Source organism: Microbacterium lacus, from assembly GCF_039531105.1.
In the GTDB taxonomy this organism is placed as follows: Bacteria; Actinomycetota; Actinomycetes; order Actinomycetales; family Microbacteriaceae; genus Microbacterium; species Microbacterium lacus.
Map to the genome: position 1 here is coordinate 45,884 of NZ_BAAAPK010000001.1, position 16,621 is coordinate 62,504.

Annotated in this window: 17 protein-coding genes and 1 riboswitch; of the genes, 9 read left to right on the forward strand and 8 right to left on the reverse strand. The window is 69.9% G+C overall.

The features are described 5' to 3' along the window. Positions 1-37 precede the first annotated feature (37 nt). Positions 38-811, forward strand: a complete 774-nt coding sequence (locus ABD197_RS00210; protein WP_344050401.1) for an alpha/beta fold hydrolase — start codon at positions 38-40, stop codon at positions 809-811. An 18-nt stretch (positions 812-829) separates the two neighbouring features. Here ABD197_RS00210 and ABD197_RS00215 read toward each other — a convergent pair whose 3' ends face one another. From ABD197_RS00215 to ABD197_RS00230, 4 genes are all read right to left on the reverse strand, one after another. After that, the gene (locus tag ABD197_RS00215) at positions 830-1,723 is read right to left on the reverse strand and encodes an aldo/keto reductase (RefSeq protein WP_344050403.1); all 894 of its coding nucleotides are present in this window, start codon (positions 1,721-1,723) and stop codon (positions 830-832) included. An 84-nt stretch (positions 1,724-1,807) separates the two neighbouring features. Further along, positions 1,808-2,299, reverse strand: a complete 492-nt coding sequence (locus ABD197_RS00220; protein WP_344050405.1) for an FBP domain-containing protein — start codon at positions 2,297-2,299, stop codon at positions 1,808-1,810. A gap of 215 nt (positions 2,300-2,514) precedes the next feature. Then, positions 2,515-2,835, reverse strand: a complete 321-nt coding sequence (locus tag ABD197_RS00225; protein WP_344050407.1) for a DMT family transporter — start codon at positions 2,833-2,835, stop codon at positions 2,515-2,517. A 12-nt stretch (positions 2,836-2,847) separates the two neighbouring features. Further along, positions 2,848-2,914, reverse strand: a riboswitch (guanidine-III (ykkC-III) riboswitch). 57 nt (positions 2,915-2,971) lie between these two features. After that, entirely contained in the window at positions 2,972-3,757 is a 786-nt protein-coding gene (locus ABD197_RS00230; RefSeq protein ID WP_344050409.1) for a hypothetical protein, read from the reverse strand. 142 nt (positions 3,758-3,899) lie between these two features. Between ABD197_RS00230 and ABD197_RS00235 the strand changes: the two genes are divergently transcribed. Further along, positions 3,900-5,270 carry an HNH endonuclease signature motif containing protein gene (locus ABD197_RS00235; RefSeq protein ID WP_344050411.1) on the forward strand — a complete coding sequence of 457 codons (1,371 nt, stop codon included), beginning with the start codon at positions 3,900-3,902 and terminating at the stop codon, positions 5,268-5,270. A gap of 30 nt (positions 5,271-5,300) precedes the next feature. Continuing rightward, complete coding sequence (gene purU, locus ABD197_RS00240) at positions 5,301-6,185, forward strand: formyltetrahydrofolate deformylase (RefSeq protein WP_344050413.1); 885 nt, start codon at positions 5,301-5,303, stop codon at positions 6,183-6,185. Between the two features lie 12 nt (positions 6,186-6,197). Here the strand turns inward: purU and ABD197_RS00245 are convergent, their stop codons facing one another. Both ABD197_RS00245 and ABD197_RS00250 read right to left on the reverse strand, forming a co-directional pair. Next, positions 6,198-7,118: a serine hydrolase gene (locus ABD197_RS00245; protein WP_425560990.1), complete on the reverse strand. Its 921-nt coding sequence runs from the start codon at positions 7,116-7,118 to the stop codon at positions 6,198-6,200. Between the two features lie 136 nt (positions 7,119-7,254). Further along, positions 7,255-9,216 carry a M13 family metallopeptidase gene (locus ABD197_RS00250; RefSeq protein WP_344050415.1) on the reverse strand — a complete coding sequence of 654 codons (1,962 nt, stop codon included), beginning with the start codon at positions 9,214-9,216 and terminating at the stop codon, positions 7,255-7,257. 83 nt (positions 9,217-9,299) lie between these two features. Between ABD197_RS00250 and ABD197_RS00255 the strand changes: the two genes are divergently transcribed. After that, a complete protein-coding gene (locus ABD197_RS00255) occupies positions 9,300-10,625 on the forward strand; it encodes an MATE family efflux transporter (protein ID WP_344050417.1) in 1,326 nt (441 codons plus the stop codon). Between the two features lie 57 nt (positions 10,626-10,682). Further along, a complete protein-coding gene (locus tag ABD197_RS00260; protein ID WP_344050419.1) occupies positions 10,683-11,129 on the forward strand; it encodes a pyridoxamine 5'-phosphate oxidase family protein in 447 nt (148 codons plus the stop codon). 1 nt (position 11,130) lies between these two features. On the opposite strand, the gene ABD197_RS00265 is transcribed toward ABD197_RS00260, so the two are convergent. After that, complete coding sequence (locus ABD197_RS00265) at positions 11,131-11,757, reverse strand: TrmH family RNA methyltransferase (protein WP_344050421.1); 627 nt, start codon at positions 11,755-11,757, stop codon at positions 11,131-11,133. A gap of 148 nt (positions 11,758-11,905) precedes the next feature. On the opposite strand from ABD197_RS00265, the gene ABD197_RS00270 reads away from it, so the two are divergent. Together ABD197_RS00270 and ABD197_RS00275 are read left to right on the forward strand one after the other, a co-directional pair. After that, positions 11,906-13,180, forward strand: a complete 1,275-nt coding sequence (locus tag ABD197_RS00270) for an Nramp family divalent metal transporter (protein WP_344050423.1) — start codon at positions 11,906-11,908, stop codon at positions 13,178-13,180. A 135-nt stretch (positions 13,181-13,315) separates the two neighbouring features. Beyond that, positions 13,316-13,969, forward strand: a complete 654-nt coding sequence (locus ABD197_RS00275) for a metal-dependent transcriptional regulator (protein ID WP_344050425.1) — start codon at positions 13,316-13,318, stop codon at positions 13,967-13,969. 20 nt (positions 13,970-13,989) lie between these two features. Here the strand turns inward: ABD197_RS00275 and ABD197_RS00280 are convergent, their stop codons facing one another. Further along, positions 13,990-14,949, reverse strand: a complete 960-nt coding sequence (locus tag ABD197_RS00280) for an SDR family NAD(P)-dependent oxidoreductase (protein ID WP_344050427.1) — start codon at positions 14,947-14,949, stop codon at positions 13,990-13,992. A gap of 88 nt (positions 14,950-15,037) precedes the next feature. On the opposite strand from ABD197_RS00280, the gene ABD197_RS00285 reads away from it, so the two are divergent. After that, entirely contained in the window at positions 15,038-15,847 is an 810-nt protein-coding gene (locus ABD197_RS00285; RefSeq protein ID WP_344050429.1) for an HAD-IIA family hydrolase, read from the forward strand. A gap of 16 nt (positions 15,848-15,863) precedes the next feature. Continuing rightward, the gene (locus tag ABD197_RS00290; protein WP_344050431.1) at positions 15,864-16,439 is read left to right on the forward strand and encodes a YdeI/OmpD-associated family protein; all 576 of its coding nucleotides are present in this window, start codon (positions 15,864-15,866) and stop codon (positions 16,437-16,439) included. Positions 16,440-16,621 lie beyond the last annotated feature (182 nt).

Genomic DNA, 16,621 nt, shown 5'->3' on the forward strand with positions numbered 1-16,621 from the left:
CCTCGCGGATGTCGGCGGGCCGTGCTTGGTTATCGGCATGGACACCACCACCTCTGCCGACGGCATCACGATCGCGTTCGAGAAGATCGGGGACGGCCCTCCCGTCGTGGTCGTCGGCGGCGCGTTCTCGGAGGCCGCCGACGGCGCCGGGATCGCCTCCGCCCTGGCGGATGCCGGCTTCCGCGCCGTCACGGTCGATCGTCGGGGACGAGGTTCGAGCGGCGATCGGCGCGGGTCGACGCCCGACGACGAGGTCGCCGATCTGGCCGCGGTCATCGACGCGGTGGGTGGGCAGGCGATCGTGCTCGGCCACTCCTCGGGTGCCGTCCTCGCCCTCTCCGCCGCCGCGCGCGGCGTGCCGATCACCGCACTGTTCGTGTCAGAGCCGCCTTTCCGGTTCGGCGTGGGCGAACCCGATCCTCGGCTGGCGGAGCGGCTGCAGGAGCTCATCGACTCCGGCCAGCCTGACGACGCCGTCGTGACGTTCCAGCTCGAGGGCGTCGAGCTGCCGCGTGGGATGGTCGACCAGATCCGGCAGAGCGACCTGTTCCCGCACCTCGTCGGGCTCGCGCAGTCGACGGTCTACGACGCGCGACTGACGGCAGCGGTCTCGACGCCGACGCCGGAGATGCTCTCCGTCGCGCTGCCGGTCACGATCCTGCGCGGTGAGCAGACGTTCCCGATGCTCATCCGCGCCGCAGACCGGCTGGCCGAGGAGATGGCCGCCGCGGACCTCGTGATCGTCCCGGAATCCGTCATGCACCGCCCCGACCCGGTCGCGACCGCACGCGTGATCGCGGAGCGCATCTGACCCCCACGGGCCGCGAGCTCAGTCCTCGAAGATCTCCACCGAGCGTGACAGGGCCGCGACCTCGTCGCCGCTGAGGTCGAGATCCGTCGCCTTGGCGGAGTCGACGATGGATGCCGCTCGCCGCGCGCCCGGAATCGGGATCACATGCGGGTCCAGCGCGAGTTCCCACGCCAGCACGACCTGCTGCGGGCTGACGCCGCGTGCTTCGCCGATCTCGCGGAAGGCCGAGAAGCGGTCGCCGACGTTGCGTCCGCCGCCGCCGGTGCCGCCGAGCGGGCTCCACGGGAGGAAGGCGATGCCGTGATCGCCGCAGTAGCGGAGCTCGTCGATGCTGCCCGGATGCTTCGGCGAGAACTCGTTCTGCACGCTCGCGAGGCCACCGTCCCCGAGCACGTGCTGGGCGATCTCGATCTCCTCGACGCTCGCGTTCGAGATGCCGACCGCGCGGACGAGCCCCTCCTCCTTGAAGCCCGCGAGCGTCGCCATGATCTCGCCGTACACGAGCCAGCGGTCGGGGCGGTGGTACTGGTAGAGGTCGATGCTGTCCACGCCGAGGATCTCGAGCGAACGCTCGAGCGCGCTCCGAAGATACGCCGCCGACCCGTCCCGGCCCCACTTCTCCCCCTCGCTGCGCGTGATGCCGCCCTTGGTCGCCACGAAGATGCTCGACGCATCTCCACTCCAGGTGCGAAGGGCCTCGGCGACGATCCGCTCGTTGTGACCCATCTCGTTCCACGCCGGGGCGTAGATGTCCGCGGTGTCGATGAGCGTCACCCCCGCATCGAGGGCCGCGTGCACGGTCGCGATCGCGTCTTCGAGCGCCGGGTACTCCCCGTCGTTGTTCATCGACAGCGGCATGGCACCGAGTCCGATGGCCGAAACCTGTCGTCCGGCGAGTGTGCGGTGCTTCATGGGGTCTCCTGATCGTGGTGTGGTTCCAGATTGCCACCGGTGGTACGTCGGCGGCTGGGGGTGGACGGGGAACGAATGGGCGGGTCAGCCCTCGCCGCGCACGTCACGCACGAACCCGTCGACGCTCTGCCGGAGCGCCTCGATCCGGCGGTCGCGCGCCGCTTCGCGGTCGAACCCGAGGTACGCGCTCGGCGGCAGTCTGCGCACGTTCTGCGAGCACTCGAAGTTCTCGCAGATGAGCGTGCCCACGGTATCCCCGCGACGTCCGGCGGCACCCGCTCGCTTGGTCGAGAAGAAGACGACGTCGTTCGGCAGCTGCACGTCGGCGCACCACGCGCACTGCGCGCGGCTGCGCGGTCGTGCGTCGGCGCGGCGGAGCAGGATGCCGACGGCTTCGTCGTCGATCTCGGCGACGACGTACGCGACGTTCGGAAGCTTCGGATCCCGCCAGCCGAGATAGTCGAGCGGGGAGAAATCCCGGGCGTCGAAATCGGCCGGCAGTGTGAGGTTCTTCAGTTCGCTGCGCGAAGCGTTGACGAAGGATGCCCGGATCTGGGCGTCGGTGAAGGATCGCATGATGACTTTCTTCGGTGGGGTCGCCGGAAAGCGACGTTCGTGACGGATGCCGGAGCGCGAGTGCACTCGACGGGAGGGTGACGGGAGGTCAGGCTCGACCGTCTGTCGACGCGGTGAGCGTCGACGACCTCCTCACGCCTGAAGGCGTCATGCGAATATCCACCCCGGGAGTCTACGCCCGCTCAGCCGGGTGGGCCCCGGATGCCGGCGCTCCCCTACTCGCCGCCGACCAGCTTCAGACCGATCACGCAGCCGACCAGGCCGAGCAGCAGCAGCATCCGCACGATCGAGAAGGGCTCGGCGCCCGTGATCATGGCGTACGCCACCGTGAGCGCCGCACCGATCCCGACCCACACCGCGTACGCGGTGCCCGTCGAGATGTCGCGCATCGCCCACGCGAGACCGCCCATGCTCGCCACCAGGGCGACACCGAACACCACGGTCGGCCAGAGCTTCGTGAAGCCCTCGGACTTGCCGAGCGCGGTCGCCCACACGGCCTCGAGGACTCCGGACAGAACAAGGATGACCCACGACATGAGACTCGCCTCCATGGCCAGTCTTGTCGCTCACCGGGTACTGATCCGTCGTCCGGGGACCTTGTTGCGGGTCCTCGACGAGTCTAGGGCGCCCGCCTGTGCAGGCGCTGGTCACGCGGCCTGATCTGCCTCCCCATCACACGAGTGCCGCGCACTGCCCGGTGGCGTTGCCTCCCACGACGTTCACGCTGCCAGGTACGAACCCGCCCGACACTCCCGGCGTCAGGCCGTTGCACGTGAGGTTGCGCGCGACGTTGTTCCGCACGATGTAGACGCCGGGCGCACCCGGGTGCGGGTCGCTGAGCGCGATGTTCGTGAGCGTCGCATTGCCCCCGATCGTGTTGAACAGGGCGCCGAGCCACTCCGTCCGCTGACCGGTGACCGTGAGGTTTCCGTCGATCGCGTTGTTCTTGATCGACCACGGGATCGTCGATCCGCCACCGGTGAGGGTGACGTTGCCGCGCACCGTGATGCCGTTGAGCATCACGGCCATCGCGCCGTTCGCCGTGACGTTCCCCCCGACGCTGATCACCGATACACCTTCCGGATCGACGGTGCACTCGTGCGCGGAGTTGCCGGTGTAAGAGGGCGGCTGACAGCCCAGGCCGAGGAACGAGCCGGCGGATGCCGTGACATTGCGGGCGACCGAGATCGTCGCCGATGCACTCTGGGCGTCCAGTGAGGCGCCGGCGGCGACGCTGACATTGCCGGTGATGTCGATCACTGCTCCGACGCCGACCGTGCACGGACCCGTCACCGAGACGTTCGCGTAGCTTCCCGATGGGATCTCACCGCCGCTGCACGTGTAGTTCGCCGGCGGCGCCGTTCGGGGCGATGCGGCCATCGCCGGGACGGCGGACAGCGACAGCGCCACCGCGATCACACCGGAGAGGAGCACCCGCAGGCGCGTTGACTTCTTCATCGAATCCGACCTTTCCTCTGTCCTTCCCCGCGCTCGGTCTACACCCGACCGCCCGGGTGCACCAGTACTCGCGGCGACGAAGGGGGGAAAAGGGGGTGCGGGAGGCCCGATCGATGTCGGAGGCCCCTGCCATCATTAGAACATGCATTCGAACGACGTCATCGGCTTCAGCGACGCGGACACCGCCGCCCTCGCTGAGATCGTCGCCGACGTCGAGAAGTCCACGGCCCTCCTCGCGGCTGCACAGGCGGCGCAGACGCGCGCCCTCGCCCGGGCAGGAGACCTCGCCCGCACGCAGGCCGCCCGCTCGTCGGCGAAAGTGCGCGATCACGACATGGCCCTGCGTGCGATCGCCGCCGAAGTGGCCGGGGTCATGCGCACCTCCGACCGTTCCGTGCAGCGTCAGATCGGCGACGCCACCGAGCTCGTCCAGGACTATCCGATGACTCTCCAAGCCTGGCAGGACGGCCTGATCACCCGTGCTCATGTGCGCGCGATCGTCGACACCGGCGTCGTCCTGCCGCCCGAGTACCGTGCCGAGTTCGAGGCGACGGCCCTTCGCGAGTGCGAGATCGACACCGCCGGGCGCGTGCGGACACGGCTCGAGCTCATCGCCGAGAACATGCATCCGCGCACACTCGCCGAACGTCACCACGACGCGCGCGAGCAGCGCGCGGTGAAGATCATGACCCTCGCCGACGGCATGTCGGCGCTCACCACGATCGCCCCGACGGTGCTCGTCGATGCCATCTTCGACCGCCTCACCCAGCAGGCGCACACGATCGTCGACGCTCGATCGCGGGCGCGCGCGATGACGCCCGCCGATTCCTCGACGGATGCCGCTCCCCCGGCATCCGCGTCGCTCACCCCGCAGCAGATCGCGTCGGACACGCGCTCGATGGATCAGCTCCGCGCGGACCTGGTCGCGGACATGCTGCTGACGTCGATGCCGGGCGCCGACCCGACCCGCGACGACGACGGCCCCGGCACGCTCGGCGCGATCCGGGCACGCGTGCAGATCGTCGTTCCGGCTCTCACGCTGCTCGGCTCCGACGATCAGGCGGCCGATCTCGTCGGACGTGCACCGATCGATCCCGAAACCGCGCGCGAACTGGCCTGCCTCACCTGGAGCCCGTGGGAGCGCATCCTCACCCACCCGGTGACCGGCGCCGTGCTGCACGTCGACACCTACCAGCGCACCGCCGCGATCGACCGTCACCTTCGGGCCCGCGACCAGCACTGCAGATTCCCCGGATGCCGGCAGCCGGCGATCCGATGCGAGGTCGACCACACGGTGGATCACGCGCTCGGCGGCGAGACCCACGTGCGCAACCTCGCCCACCTGTGCCAACGCCATCATTCGATGAAGCAGTTCACCGCCTGGCGGGTCCGACAGCTCAGCGACGGCGTCCTCGAGTGGACCTCTCCGCTCGGGCGCATCTACATCGAGGATCCCCCGTCTCTCGGCGTGCACTTCCGAACGAGCGCGGACACCTCCGTCCCACCGTTCTGATCACCGACGCGCTCATGCCAGGCTTGACGCATGCCAGCGCGAAACGAGTCCCTGCGCGACCACGCCTGCCTGATCGTCCACGGCCCCGACCGGCCGGGCATCGTGGCAGCCGTCACGGCGCTCATCACCCGGAACCAGGGCAACATCGTCCAGCTCGACCAGTACTCCGATGACGCCGACGGCGGAGCCTTCTTCCAGAGGGTGGTCTTCCACCGCGCTGACCTGGCGGCATCCATGCCCGAGATCGAAGCGGACATCCAGGCGACCCTCGCCGATTTCGGCATGGAGTGGACGCTGACCGACCAGTCCGTGCCCAAGCGCATGGCGATCCTCGCCTCGACGTCCGATCACTGCCTGCTCGAGCTGCTCTGGCGGCACCGGCGCGGCGAGCTGCCCGTCACGATCCCGATGGTGATCTCGAATCACACCAACACCGCCGAGGACGTCCGCTCGTTCGGCATCCCGTTCTTCCACGTGCCCTCGCAGGGCACCGACAAGTCAGCGGCCGAAGCGAAGATCCTCGAACTCGTGAAGGACAACGTCGACTTCATCGTGCTCGCCCGCTACATGCAGATCATCTCGGAGGACTTCCTCGAGACCGTCGGCGTACCGGTGATCAACATCCACCACTCGTTCCTGCCCGCGTTCGTCGGCGCAGCTCCCTACCGCCGGGCGAAGGAGCGCGGCGTCAAGCTCATCGGAGCAACGAGCCACTACGTCACGAAGGACCTCGACGAGGGCCCGATCATCGAGCAGGACGTCGCGCGGGTGAACCACGCGATGGATGCCGCCGCTCTGCAGGCACACGGAGCATATGTGGAGCGCGCCGTCCTCTCCCGCGCCGTCCAGTGGCATGCCGAGGACCGTGTGATCCGCCACGGCAACCAGACGATCGTCTTCAGCGACCGCCCCTGACCGGCACGCAGGTCAGAACACGTACTCCATGAGGTCCGTGCCGAGGGTGCGGAACGCCTCGTGTGCGCGGAGCCGGTGCGCGATCGACAGGTCGTCGAAGCACACGATGAGTGCATAGGCGACCCCCGCGCGCGGACCGCCGAGAACGCCCGCCTCGACACGGATTCCGGCATCCCGACCCGTCTTGTTCACGAAGAGCAGCCCGTGCTCGTCGTTCTCGTGATCGAAGGCGTCGAGGCCCGTCGCCGAGCCCACGAGCGAGAGATCCTGGTTCAGGCTCAGCCACTCCGCCACCTGCGCGCTGACTCCGGCCGACACGGCGCTCGAATTCACCAGCGCCGCGAACAGCTCCGCGAGTTCCCGCGCCGAGCCCAGCGCGACGTGCGGGGCGTCATCGGGGCCGCGTTCGTCGCGGAAGAGATCCAACAGGGCCGTGTGCGCGAAGCCCAGCTGCTCGATGCGCGCGCGGACCGCAGGCAGCCCGACCCGCCCGATCAGGGCGTTCGCCGCCAGCGCATCACCTGCGGATGCCGCGAGTACCGCGAGATCCGACAGCGGCAGCGCCGGCGCCTTCAGGTACTGCCACACGCCCGCTCCGGCAACCGGCCCGATGCTCGACTTCTCGATGATCTCGAGCGGGTCGAGAGAACCCGACTCGAAGCCCGATGCGACCTCGATCAGCAGCGGCACCACGCCGAGACCGGCGACCGGGAGCGTGACGAAGTCGTCCCCGGCGAGGACGGAGGTCCCGCGATCGAGGTCCGTGATGCGCACGGAGATCCGCGCGCCGCTCGCGGCGAGCTCATCCAGCGCCTTCAGCGTCGCGGTGAACGAGCGACGGCCGACCGCCGCGCGACGCGGAAGCCGGCGACCACCGCGCCGCGAGCTGCGGAGGGACTCCGCGTCACGACGAGGTTCAGGGGCGATGCCCACGTGGTTCCTTCCCGTGTCCAGGGGGTCTGCGGTCTTCGACGGGCACACCGAACACCGCTTGCGAAAACGCGTGTTCTCCTGCGGTCCGGCCGCTGCGCACTCGGGTGGCGTGCGCGGCGATTCTAGCGGGGACGCCTCACCAAATGGTGACGCGTTTGTCGGCGTCGAGCCAGAGCTCATCCGACTCCGTCACATCGAACGCGTCGTAGAACGCGTCGATGTTGCGGACGATCTGGTTGCAGCGGAATTCGTTCGGCGAATGCGGGTCGATCGTGAGCAGGCGGATCGTCTCGGCATCCCGCCCCTTCTGCTGCCAGATCTGCGCCCACGACAACAGGAGCCGCTGGATGCCGGTGAATCCGTCGATCACCGGTGCCTCCGCGCCGTCGAGCGACAGTTCGTACGCCTTGATCGCGATGCCGAGTCCGCCGAGGTCGCCGATGTTCTCGCCGATCGTGAGCGCGCCGCTGACGTGGTTCTCCTCCGCGAGGCCGCGGGGAACGAGGGCGTTGTACTGCTCGATGAGCACGCTCGTGCGCTCTTCGAACGCCGTACGGTCGGCATCCGTCCACCAGTCGCGGAGCGACCCGTCGCCGTCGAAGCGGCTGCCCTGGTCGTCGAAGCCGTGGCCGATCTCGTGCCCGATCACCGCACCGATGCCGCCGTAATTCGCTGCGGCGTCGCGGTCGGACTCGAAGAACGGATGCTGCAGGATGGCCGCCGGGAAGACGATCTCGTTCATGAGCGGGTTGTAGTACGCGTTGACCGTCTGCGGCGTCATGTACCACTCGTCGCGATCGACGGGTCCGCCGATGCGGCCGATCTGACGGTCGTGCTCGTGGACGTGCGCGCGGCGGACGTTGCCGATGAGGTCGGCGGCGTCGATCTCGAGCGCCGAGTAGTCGCGCCACTTGACGGGGTACCCGATCTTCGGGGTGAAGGCGTCGAGCTTCGCGAGCGCCCGCTCTCGCGTCTCAGGGCTCATCCACTCGAGATTCGTGATGCTCTGCCGGTACGCCTCGATGAGGTTCGCGACGAGTTCGTCCATCGCCTCCTTCGCCGCCGGCGGGAAGTGACGCTCCACGTAGACGCGGCCGATCGCCTCGCCCATCGCGGCCTCGGCGAGGCCCACACCGCGCTTCCAGCGCTCGCGATTGACCGGCACTCCGGTCAGCTGCGTGCCGTAGAACGCGAAGTTCTCGTCGACGAACTCATCGGGCAGGAATGCCGCGGCACCGTGCACGATCCGCCAGCGCACCCACGCCTTCCAGTCCTCCAGGCGCTCTTCGCTCAGCAGCGAACCGAGTCCCTCGATGAAGCTCGGCTGGTAGACGTTCGCCTCGGCGAACGCCTCCTCGCGTCCGGGTGCGGTGCCCTCGAGCCACGGGTGCAGGTCCACCCCGGCGAGCGCGGTGACCTCGTCCCACGACTTCAGGTTGTAGGTCGCGACCGCATCGCGGCTGCGTACGTTGTCCCAGTGGTGCGAGGCGATCTCGGTCTCGAGCGCGAAGATGCGGTCGGCGGATGCCGCGGCGTCGGCGATACCGGCCAGCTCCAGCATCTTCTCGATGTGTGCGCGATACGCCGTGCGCACGGCGTCGAAGTTCTCGAGCCGGTAGTAGCTCTCATCGGGCAGCGACAGTCCGCCCTGCACGAGGAACGGCACGTAGCGGTCGGGGCTGCCCGGATCGGGCTCGACGTACAGGCCGATGAGGCCCCCGATCCCGTCGCGCTCGAGTTCGCCGAGCGCGCGCAGCAGGGCGGGGATCGAGTCGATCGCGTCGGCCTGGGCGAGCTGGTCGTGCAGCGGTGCGACGCCGAGCGCGGCGATGCGCTCGGTGTCCATGAAGCTCGAGTACAGATCGCCGATCTTGCGTGACTCGGAGCCGGGCTCGGCATCCCGTGTCTCTTCGACGATCGCCCGCACGTCCTTCTCGGCCTGCTCGGCGATCAGGTGGAACGAGCCCCAGCGGGCCTTGTCCTCGGGGATCTCGGTCCGCTCCAGCCACGCACCGTTCACGTGGCGGAAGAGGTCGTCCTGGGGGCGGATCTCAGCACTGAGCTCGTCGAGCGCGAGACCGGAGCGGGAAGCGGTCATCCGTACAGGATATGCGCGCATCCTTCGAGCGCGAGCGCCTCTGAGGAACTCCTCATGTGGGCGCGGACTCATAGGGTCGAAGGGTGCCGACCTCCTCCCGAACGCTGAACCGCGACATCCTGCGGCTCGCCGTGCCGGCGCTCGGGTCGCTGATCGCTGAGCCGATGTTCCTCATCGTCGACTCCGCCCTCGTCGGACACCTCGGGGTCGCTCCGCTCGCAGGCCTGGGCATCGCCTCCGCGGTCCTGCAGACGATCGTCGGGCTCATGGTGTTCCTGGCCTACGCGACGACCCCGGCCGTCGCGCGGCGCTTCGGCGCGGGAGACCCGAGCAAGGCGGTCTCGGTCGGGATCGACGGCATGTGGCTCGCCCTCGGGATGGGTGCGATCCTCGCCCTCGGCGGCTACCTCGCGACGCCCTTCCTGGTCGGACTCTTCGGCGCGACGCCGGAGGTGGCGCGGGATGCCGAGACGTATCTCGGCATCTCGATGTGGGGCCTGCCGGCCATGTTGATCGTCTTCGCCGCGACCGGGCTCCTGCGCGGGATGCAGGACACCGTGACGCCGCTGTGGATCGCGGGGCTGGGGTTCGGCGCGAACGCGCTCCTGAACTGGCTGTTCATCTACGGGTTCGGCTGGGGCATCGCCGGGTCCGCGTTCGGCACGGTCGTGGCGCAGTGGGGCATGGTCGGTGCCTACGTCGTCGTGATCGGTCGACTCGCGCGCACGCACTCCGCCTCGATCCGCCCGCAGCGCGACGGCGTGCGCGGGTCGGCGCGTTCGGGCGGCTGGCTGTTCCTGCGCACGGTGTCGCTGCGCGCGGCGCTCCTCGCGACCGTCGGCGTCGCGACCGCGCTCGGCACGGAGGAGCTCGCCGGCTGGCAGGTCGCCTTCACGATCTTCTCCACGGCGGCGTTCGCGCTGGACGCCCTCGCGATCGCGGCGCAGGCGCTCATCGGCAAGGGCCTCGGGGCGGGAGCGCTCGACGAGGTCCACCGGACGCTCCGGCGCACCGTGGCGTGGGGCGTGTGGTTCGGGGTGATCGTCGGCGGCGTGATCGCCGCACTGTCCGGCGTGATCGGACTGCTCTTCACCGGGGATCCCGCCCTCGCGGCCCTGATCCAGCCGGCGCTGCTGATCCTCGCGGTCGCCCAGCCCGTGTGCGGCGTCGTGTTCGTGCTCGACGGCGTCCTCATCGGCGCCGGTGATGCGAAGTACCTCGCGATCGCCGGCGTGCTGAACCTCGTCCCCTTCGTCCCGGCGCTCATCGTGCTCGCGGCGATCGGCGTCGGCGGCGCGGCCGGACTCGCGTGGCTGTCGGTCGCCTTCTTCGGCGTCTACATGCTCGCTCGCCTCGCGACCCTCGGCTGGCGCGTGCGGGGAGCGGCCTGGATGACCGCCGGAGCGTAGTCCACGGCGGGACCTTCGGCCTGCGTGCCCGACGGCGCGGGCAGGTTGACTGACCGCATGAACGAGGGAGCACCCGCCGTCTGGGACCTGGACGAGGACGCCTGCTGGAATCTGCTCGCCCGCGGAGAGGTCGGCCGACTCGCGGTCGCCGTCGGAGGCAGACCGGACATCTTCCCGGTGAACTATGTCGTGGACGGGCCGCGGCTGCTGTTCCGCACCGCGCCGGGATCGAAGCTCACCGACCTCGCCGAGAACGCCGAGGTCGCGTTCGAAGTCGACCGATGGGACGAGCACCAGGCGGCGAGTGTCGTGGTGAAGGGCACGGCGACGCGCCTCGCCCGCCAGGCCGACATCGACGCGGCGGACGCCCTGCCGCTTCGACCGTGGATCCCCACGCTCAAGTACCGCTGGGTGCGGATCACCCCGTTCTCGATCACCGGACGCCTGTTCACCCGGATGCCGGAACCCGCGCGCTACGTCGCGTCGACGGGCGCCGCGGACTGACTCACGCCCAGCGGCGGCACCACTCGTACATCACGACGGCCGCAGCCGCCGACGCGTTGATCGAGCGGGTCGAGCCGTACTGCGTGATCTCGACGGTTCCGGATGCCGCCGCCAGCGCCTCCGCCGACAGACCGGGACCCTCCTGCCCGAAGAGCAGGACGCAGCGCTCCGGCAGCTCGGCTCGGTCGACGGGCACGGCGCCCGGAAGGTTGTCCACCGCGACGACGGGGATGCCGGCATCCCGAGCCCACGCCGTGAACGTCGCGACGTCCTCGTGATGGCGGACGTGCTGGTACCGGTCGGTGACCATCGCACCGCGCCGGTTCCAGCGGCGCTTGCCGATGATGTGCACCTCGGCGGCGAGGAACGCGTTCGCGCTCCGCACGATCGAGCCGATGTTCATGTCGTGCTGCCAGTTCTCGATCGCGACGTGGAACGGATGCCGCCGGGTGTCGAGGTCGGCGACGATCGCGTCCATGCGCCAGTAGCGGTAGGCGTCCACGACGTTGCGGGTGTCGCCGTGCGCGAGCAGGTCCGGGTCGAGGCGCGGGTCGTCGGGCCATTCGCCCGGTCCGCCGGGCCACGGCCCGACGCCGTGCGAGGGCTCGGCAACAGGCTCGGCGTTCATCGGGTCAGGTTATCGGGTGCCACGTCGCGCTTCGGCGCCAGTTCCCTGCGTGGGCGCCTGAGGTTTCGTAGGGCCTTTGCAGATCGGCATCGCCAACCTGTGACAGGGAGATATTTCGACAAGCCGAAAACGGCGCTAGGGTTTCGGTGTGCCGAAAACGTCGAGTCCGCCGCGCACGACGGCACGCGCGGCGTGGCTGATCGGTCCCGCACTCGTCGCGGGCGTCGCGTACCTGGACCCCGGGAATGTCGCGAGCAACATGACGGCCGGCGCCGCGTACGGCTACCTGCTGGTCTGGGTCGTCGTCCTCGGAAACGTGATGGCGTGGCTCATCCAGTACCTGTCCGCGAAGCTCGGCATCGTGACCGGCCGGAGCCTGCCCGAAGTGCTCGGCGAGCGCATCCGTCGGCCGTGGGCCCGGCGCGCGTACTGGCTGCAGGCCGAGCTCGTCGCGATGGCCACCGACATCGCCGAGGTGATCGGCGGTGCGGTCGCGCTGAACCTGCTGTTCGGCATCCCGCTCCTCTGGGGCGGCGCGATCACCGGCGCCGTCTCGATCGCGCTGCTCCTGCTCCAGTCGCGCCGCGGGCCGAAGACGTTCGAGTTCGTCGTGATCGGACTGGTCGCGATCATCGCGATCGGCTTCACGTTCGGTGTCTTCATCGCTCCGCCCGAACCGGGCGCGATCGTCGGAGGGCTCGTCCCGCGCTTCGAGGACACCGGCTCGGTGCTCCTGGCCGCCTCGATCCTCGGCGCGACGATCATGCCCCACGCGATCTACGCGCACAGCGCCCTCGCCCGCGACCGGTTCGCGCCGGCCGACCCGGGCTCACGCACCCCGGCGCCGCTCGAGCAGCTCCGCGGCATCTCGACCACCCGACTCCTGCGGGCGACGAAGTGGGACGTCAGCATCGCGATGCTGATCGCCGGCACCGTGAACCTCTGCATCCTGCTGCTCGCGGCCGCGAACCTCGCCGGCGTCGACGGCACGGACACGCTCGAGGGCGCGTACGCCGCGCTGCAGAGCGGCATCGGCCCTGTCGTCGCGACCCTCTTCGCCGTCGGACTGCTCGCGAGCGGTCTCGCGTCGACGAGCGTCGGCGCCTACGCCGGCGCGGAGATCATGCACGGACTCCTCCGCGTGCGCATCCCGCTCCTCGCCCGCCGGCTGGTGACCCTCGTGCCCGCGCTCGTACTCCTCGGACTCGGCGTCGATCCGACCCTCGCGCTCGTCCTCAGTCAGGTCGTGCTGTCGTTCGGCATCCCGTTCGCCCTCATCCCGCTCGTCACCCTCACCGCGCAGCGCCGCACGCTCGGCGCTCACCGCAATCGTGTACTCACCACCGCCGCCGGCATCGCCGCGTCGGTGTTCCTGATCGCACTGAACGGCGTGCTCCTGGTCCTCGTGATCACCGGCGCCTGATCACGTGCCCGTGAAAGCACGGGGAGATTCCGGGGTCTTTCGCCCGCCACAGTCGTCTTCGGGTCCATTTCTCCCCGGCGTTTCACCACAGCTGCGACTTCTCAGCCCGACGGGCGACGCCGGTAGCCTGAACGCGTGCCCTCCTCCGCCGCGATCGACGACTATCTGAAGACGATCTACCACCACACCGAGTGGCAGCCGGAGCGCATCACCCCGTCCCAGCTCGCCGCCGAACTGGGGCTGGCCCCTTCGAGTGTGACCGAGATGGTGCAGAAGCTCGCCGCGCAGGGGCTCGTCACGCACCGCCCCTACGGACCGATCTCGCTGAGCGATGCGGGCGCGCGCCGCGCGGCATCCGTGATCCGCCGACACCGCCTCATCGAGACGTGGCTCGTCCGCGAGTTCGGCTACGCGTGGGACGAAGTCCACGACGAGGCCGAGGTGCTCGAGCATGCGCTGAGCGACCGCCTGCTCGAGGGCATCGACGCGCTGCTCGGACGCCCCCGCTTCGACCCGCACGGCGATGCGATTCCGGATGCCGACGGCCAGGTGCACCGCGAGCCCTTCGTCCTGCTCGCCGACGCCGCCCCGGGGCACACCGCGCGGGTGCTGAGGGTGAGCGACCGCGACTCCGACCTGCTGCGCTCGCTGGAGGCCGCCGGTGTCGCGGTCGGCGCGCACGTGGCGGTGACGGATGCCGCGACCCTACGCCTCATCCCGGACGAGGGTCCCGCCAGGTCGGTGACGCTGCCCGCCGCCGCGGCCGGCGCCGTCTGGCTCAGCGCCTGAGCGGAGCGTTCAGAGCAGGATCACCCTCGGCTCCGTGCGGCCCGCGCGAAGTCCCACCGCACGCCGGTGGCGTCTTCGCAGACCTGCCACAGGCGCGCGGCGATCTCGGGATCGCGCGTGATCCTCGAGGCCGTCGCCCGCCTGGGCTCACCGCGCACGACGGACCTCGGTCCCCAGAACTCCCCGCCCTCGATGTCCGGATCGACCAGCGCCCGGACGAGCGGCCACGCGCCGTGCTCTTTGGACTGCGTGATCCCCAGTTGCAGGTTGTCGGCGAACCGGGTCAGCCGGGACGGGCTGTTCACCCCGACGATCCCGGGGGTCCGGCCGCTCGTCGAGTAGCCGGGGTGCGCGATCACGCTCGAGACCGCAACGCCCGCCGCGCGCAGCCGACGGTCGGCTTCGAGCCCGAGCGCGGTGGTCGCGACCTTCGACTGCACGTACGCCCGCCAGCCGGTGTAGCCCTCGACCAGTTCCGGATCGACGGGGTCGTATCTCCAGAGCGAAGTCGACATGCTTCCCAGCCACACCATGCGGCCCGCGGCGCGGGCGAGCGGGCGCAGGAGCTCGCCCGCGAGCGCGAAGTGGCCGAGGACGTTCGTCGCGAATACGAGCTCGTGCCCGTCGCCCGTCACTTCGCGCGTCTTCGGCGGATGCACGATCCCGGCGTTCAGCAGCACCCCGTCGAGCCCCCCGCGGGCGCCGATCGTGGCCGCCGCGGCACGGACCGAACCCAGGTTGCTGGTGTCCAGCAGCATCGTCTCGACCCGGGTTTCGGCATCCGGCACCCGACGTCTGATGGCGGCCCGCGAAGCCATCAGCCGGTTGGGGCTGCGGCCCGTCATGAACACGTGGGCGCCGGCGCGCACGAGCTGTTCGCACGAGAAATAGCCGAGCCCCGCATTCGCCCCGGTCACGAGGTAGGTGCGTCCGGTCAGATCGGGAAGATGCCGGGGATCCCACGGCTGCGTACGCGCCACGCTTCGACCCTAGGCCGCGGGCGGCGCCCGGTCGCGGCGGCTCTCGGAAAGAAGTTCGCGCCGTCGGCCCGGCGGATAGGCTGTGCCCATGCGGACCCGCGCCGACATCGAATGCTGGCTGACCGACATGGACGGCGTGCTCGTCCATGAGAACACCCCGATCCCGGGCGCGTCCGAACTGCTGCAGCAGTGGCGCGACACCGGAACACCCTTCCTCGTGCTGACGAACAACTCGATCTTCACGCCCCGTGATCTGTCCGCGCGACTGCGCGCGTCCGGGCTCGTCGTGCCGGAGGAGTCGATCTGGACCTCGGCGCTCGCGACGGCCGACTTCCTCCGGGGACAGGCGCCGGGGGCGAGCGCGTTCGTGATCGGCGAGGCGGGGCTCACCACCGCGCTGCACGAAGCGGGGTTCATCATGACCGAGACCGACCCCGACTACGTCGTGGTCGGCGAGACCCGCAATTACTCGTTCGAGGCGATCACGAAAGCGATCCGCTTCATCGCCGAGGGGGCGCGGTTCATCGCGACGAACCCCGACGCGACCGGACCTTCGGTGGACGGCGTGCTGCCGGCCACCGGTGCGATCAGTGCCCTCATCACGAAGGCGATCGGCAAGGAGCCCTACGTCGTCGGCAAGCCGAACCCGATGATGTTCCGCTCGGCGCTCAACCGCATCGGCGCGCACTCCGAGAACACCGGGATGATCGGCGACCGCATGGACACCGACATCGTCGCCGGCATCGAGGCGGGCCTGCACACCGTGCTCGTCCTCACGGGCATCAGCGATACCGCGGAGATCGAGCGGTTCCCCTTCCGCCCCGACGAGGTGCTCGACTCGGTCGCCGATCTACTCTCGGACGACCCGATCGAGGCGGAGGAGCAGGACATCCTGTGAGCAGGGGCGCACGCTGATGGGGGCACTCGACGACGGCGAGCGGGTTCTCGCTGCGGATGCCGCCGCCTGGCGCGCCTGGCTGGAGGAGAACCATCGCCGCTCGACCGGAGCCTGGCTCGTTCGGGCGCGACCGGGATCGGACGTCGTCGTGGTCGAGTACGAGGACGCGATCATGCAGGCGCTGTGCTTCGGCTGGATCGACGGCCCGGTGCGCACGTTCGACGAGCGCACGAGCGGCCTGTGGTTCGCGCCGCGGCGTCCCTCCAGCGGCTGGGCGGCGACGAACAAGGCGCGGCTGCTCATCCTGGAGGAGCAGGGCCTCATGACCGAGGCCGGCGTCCGCGCGGTCGAAGTGGCCAAGGCCAACGGCGCGTGGAGCGTGCTCGACAACGCGGAGGCGCTGCGCGAGCCCGATGACCTCGCCGCCGCGCTGGACGCCGTGCCCGAGGCCCGCGAGAAGTGGGACGCGTTTCCCCCGTCGGCGCGGAAGTTCGGCATCGGCAACGTGGACGCCGCCCGCCGACCCGAGACCCGGGCGAACCGGATCGCGAAGATCGTGGCGGACGCGGCCGCCGGGAAGAGGCCGTTGTGAGTGCGTCCGATCAGACACTGCTGCTGGCGGCATCCGGCGTCGTCGTCCTGGGGACGCTGATCGTGTTCGTGTGGCAGTTCTTCCGCAACCGCGACCGCGACTGACCCCCCGCCCCGATCGATCCCCCTCCCCCGCGAGATGGTGGGTTCTCCGCCGAGATGGTGGGTTTCCCCTCGAGATGG

Excerpts from the sequence above, each read along its gene's own strand:
- ABD197_RS00260 (WP_344050419.1), top strand. The coding sequence starts at position 10,683 with ATGAACGAGGGAGCACCCGCCGTCTGGGACCTGGACGAGGACGCCTGC.
- ABD197_RS00215 (WP_344050403.1), bottom strand. The coding sequence starts at position 1,723 with ATGAAGCACCGCACACTCGCCGGACGACAGGTTTCGGCCATCGGACTC.
- ABD197_RS00220 (WP_344050405.1), bottom strand. The coding sequence starts at position 2,299 with ATGCGATCCTTCACCGACGCCCAGATCCGGGCATCCTTCGTCAACGCT.
- ABD197_RS00235 (WP_344050411.1), top strand. The coding sequence starts at position 3,900 with ATGCATTCGAACGACGTCATCGGCTTCAGCGACGCGGACACCGCCGCC.
- ABD197_RS00290 (WP_344050431.1), top strand. The coding sequence starts at position 15,864 with ATGGGGGCACTCGACGACGGCGAGCGGGTTCTCGCTGCGGATGCCGCC.
- ABD197_RS00210 (WP_344050401.1), top strand. The coding sequence starts at position 38 with ATGGACACCACCACCTCTGCCGACGGCATCACGATCGCGTTCGAGAAG.
- purU (WP_344050413.1), top strand. The coding sequence starts at position 5,301 with ATGCCAGCGCGAAACGAGTCCCTGCGCGACCACGCCTGCCTGATCGTC.
- ABD197_RS00265 (WP_344050421.1), bottom strand. The coding sequence starts at position 11,757 with ATGAACGCCGAGCCTGTTGCCGAGCCCTCGCACGGCGTCGGGCCGTGG.
- ABD197_RS00225 (WP_344050407.1), bottom strand. The coding sequence starts at position 2,835 with ATGTCGTGGGTCATCCTTGTTCTGTCCGGAGTCCTCGAGGCCGTGTGG.
- ABD197_RS00285 (WP_344050429.1), top strand. The coding sequence starts at position 15,038 with ATGCGGACCCGCGCCGACATCGAATGCTGGCTGACCGACATGGACGGC.
- ABD197_RS00230 (WP_344050409.1), bottom strand. The coding sequence starts at position 3,757 with ATGAAGAAGTCAACGCGCCTGCGGGTGCTCCTCTCCGGTGTGATCGCG.
- ABD197_RS00250 (WP_344050415.1), bottom strand. The coding sequence starts at position 9,216 with ATGACCGCTTCCCGCTCCGGTCTCGCGCTCGACGAGCTCAGTGCTGAG.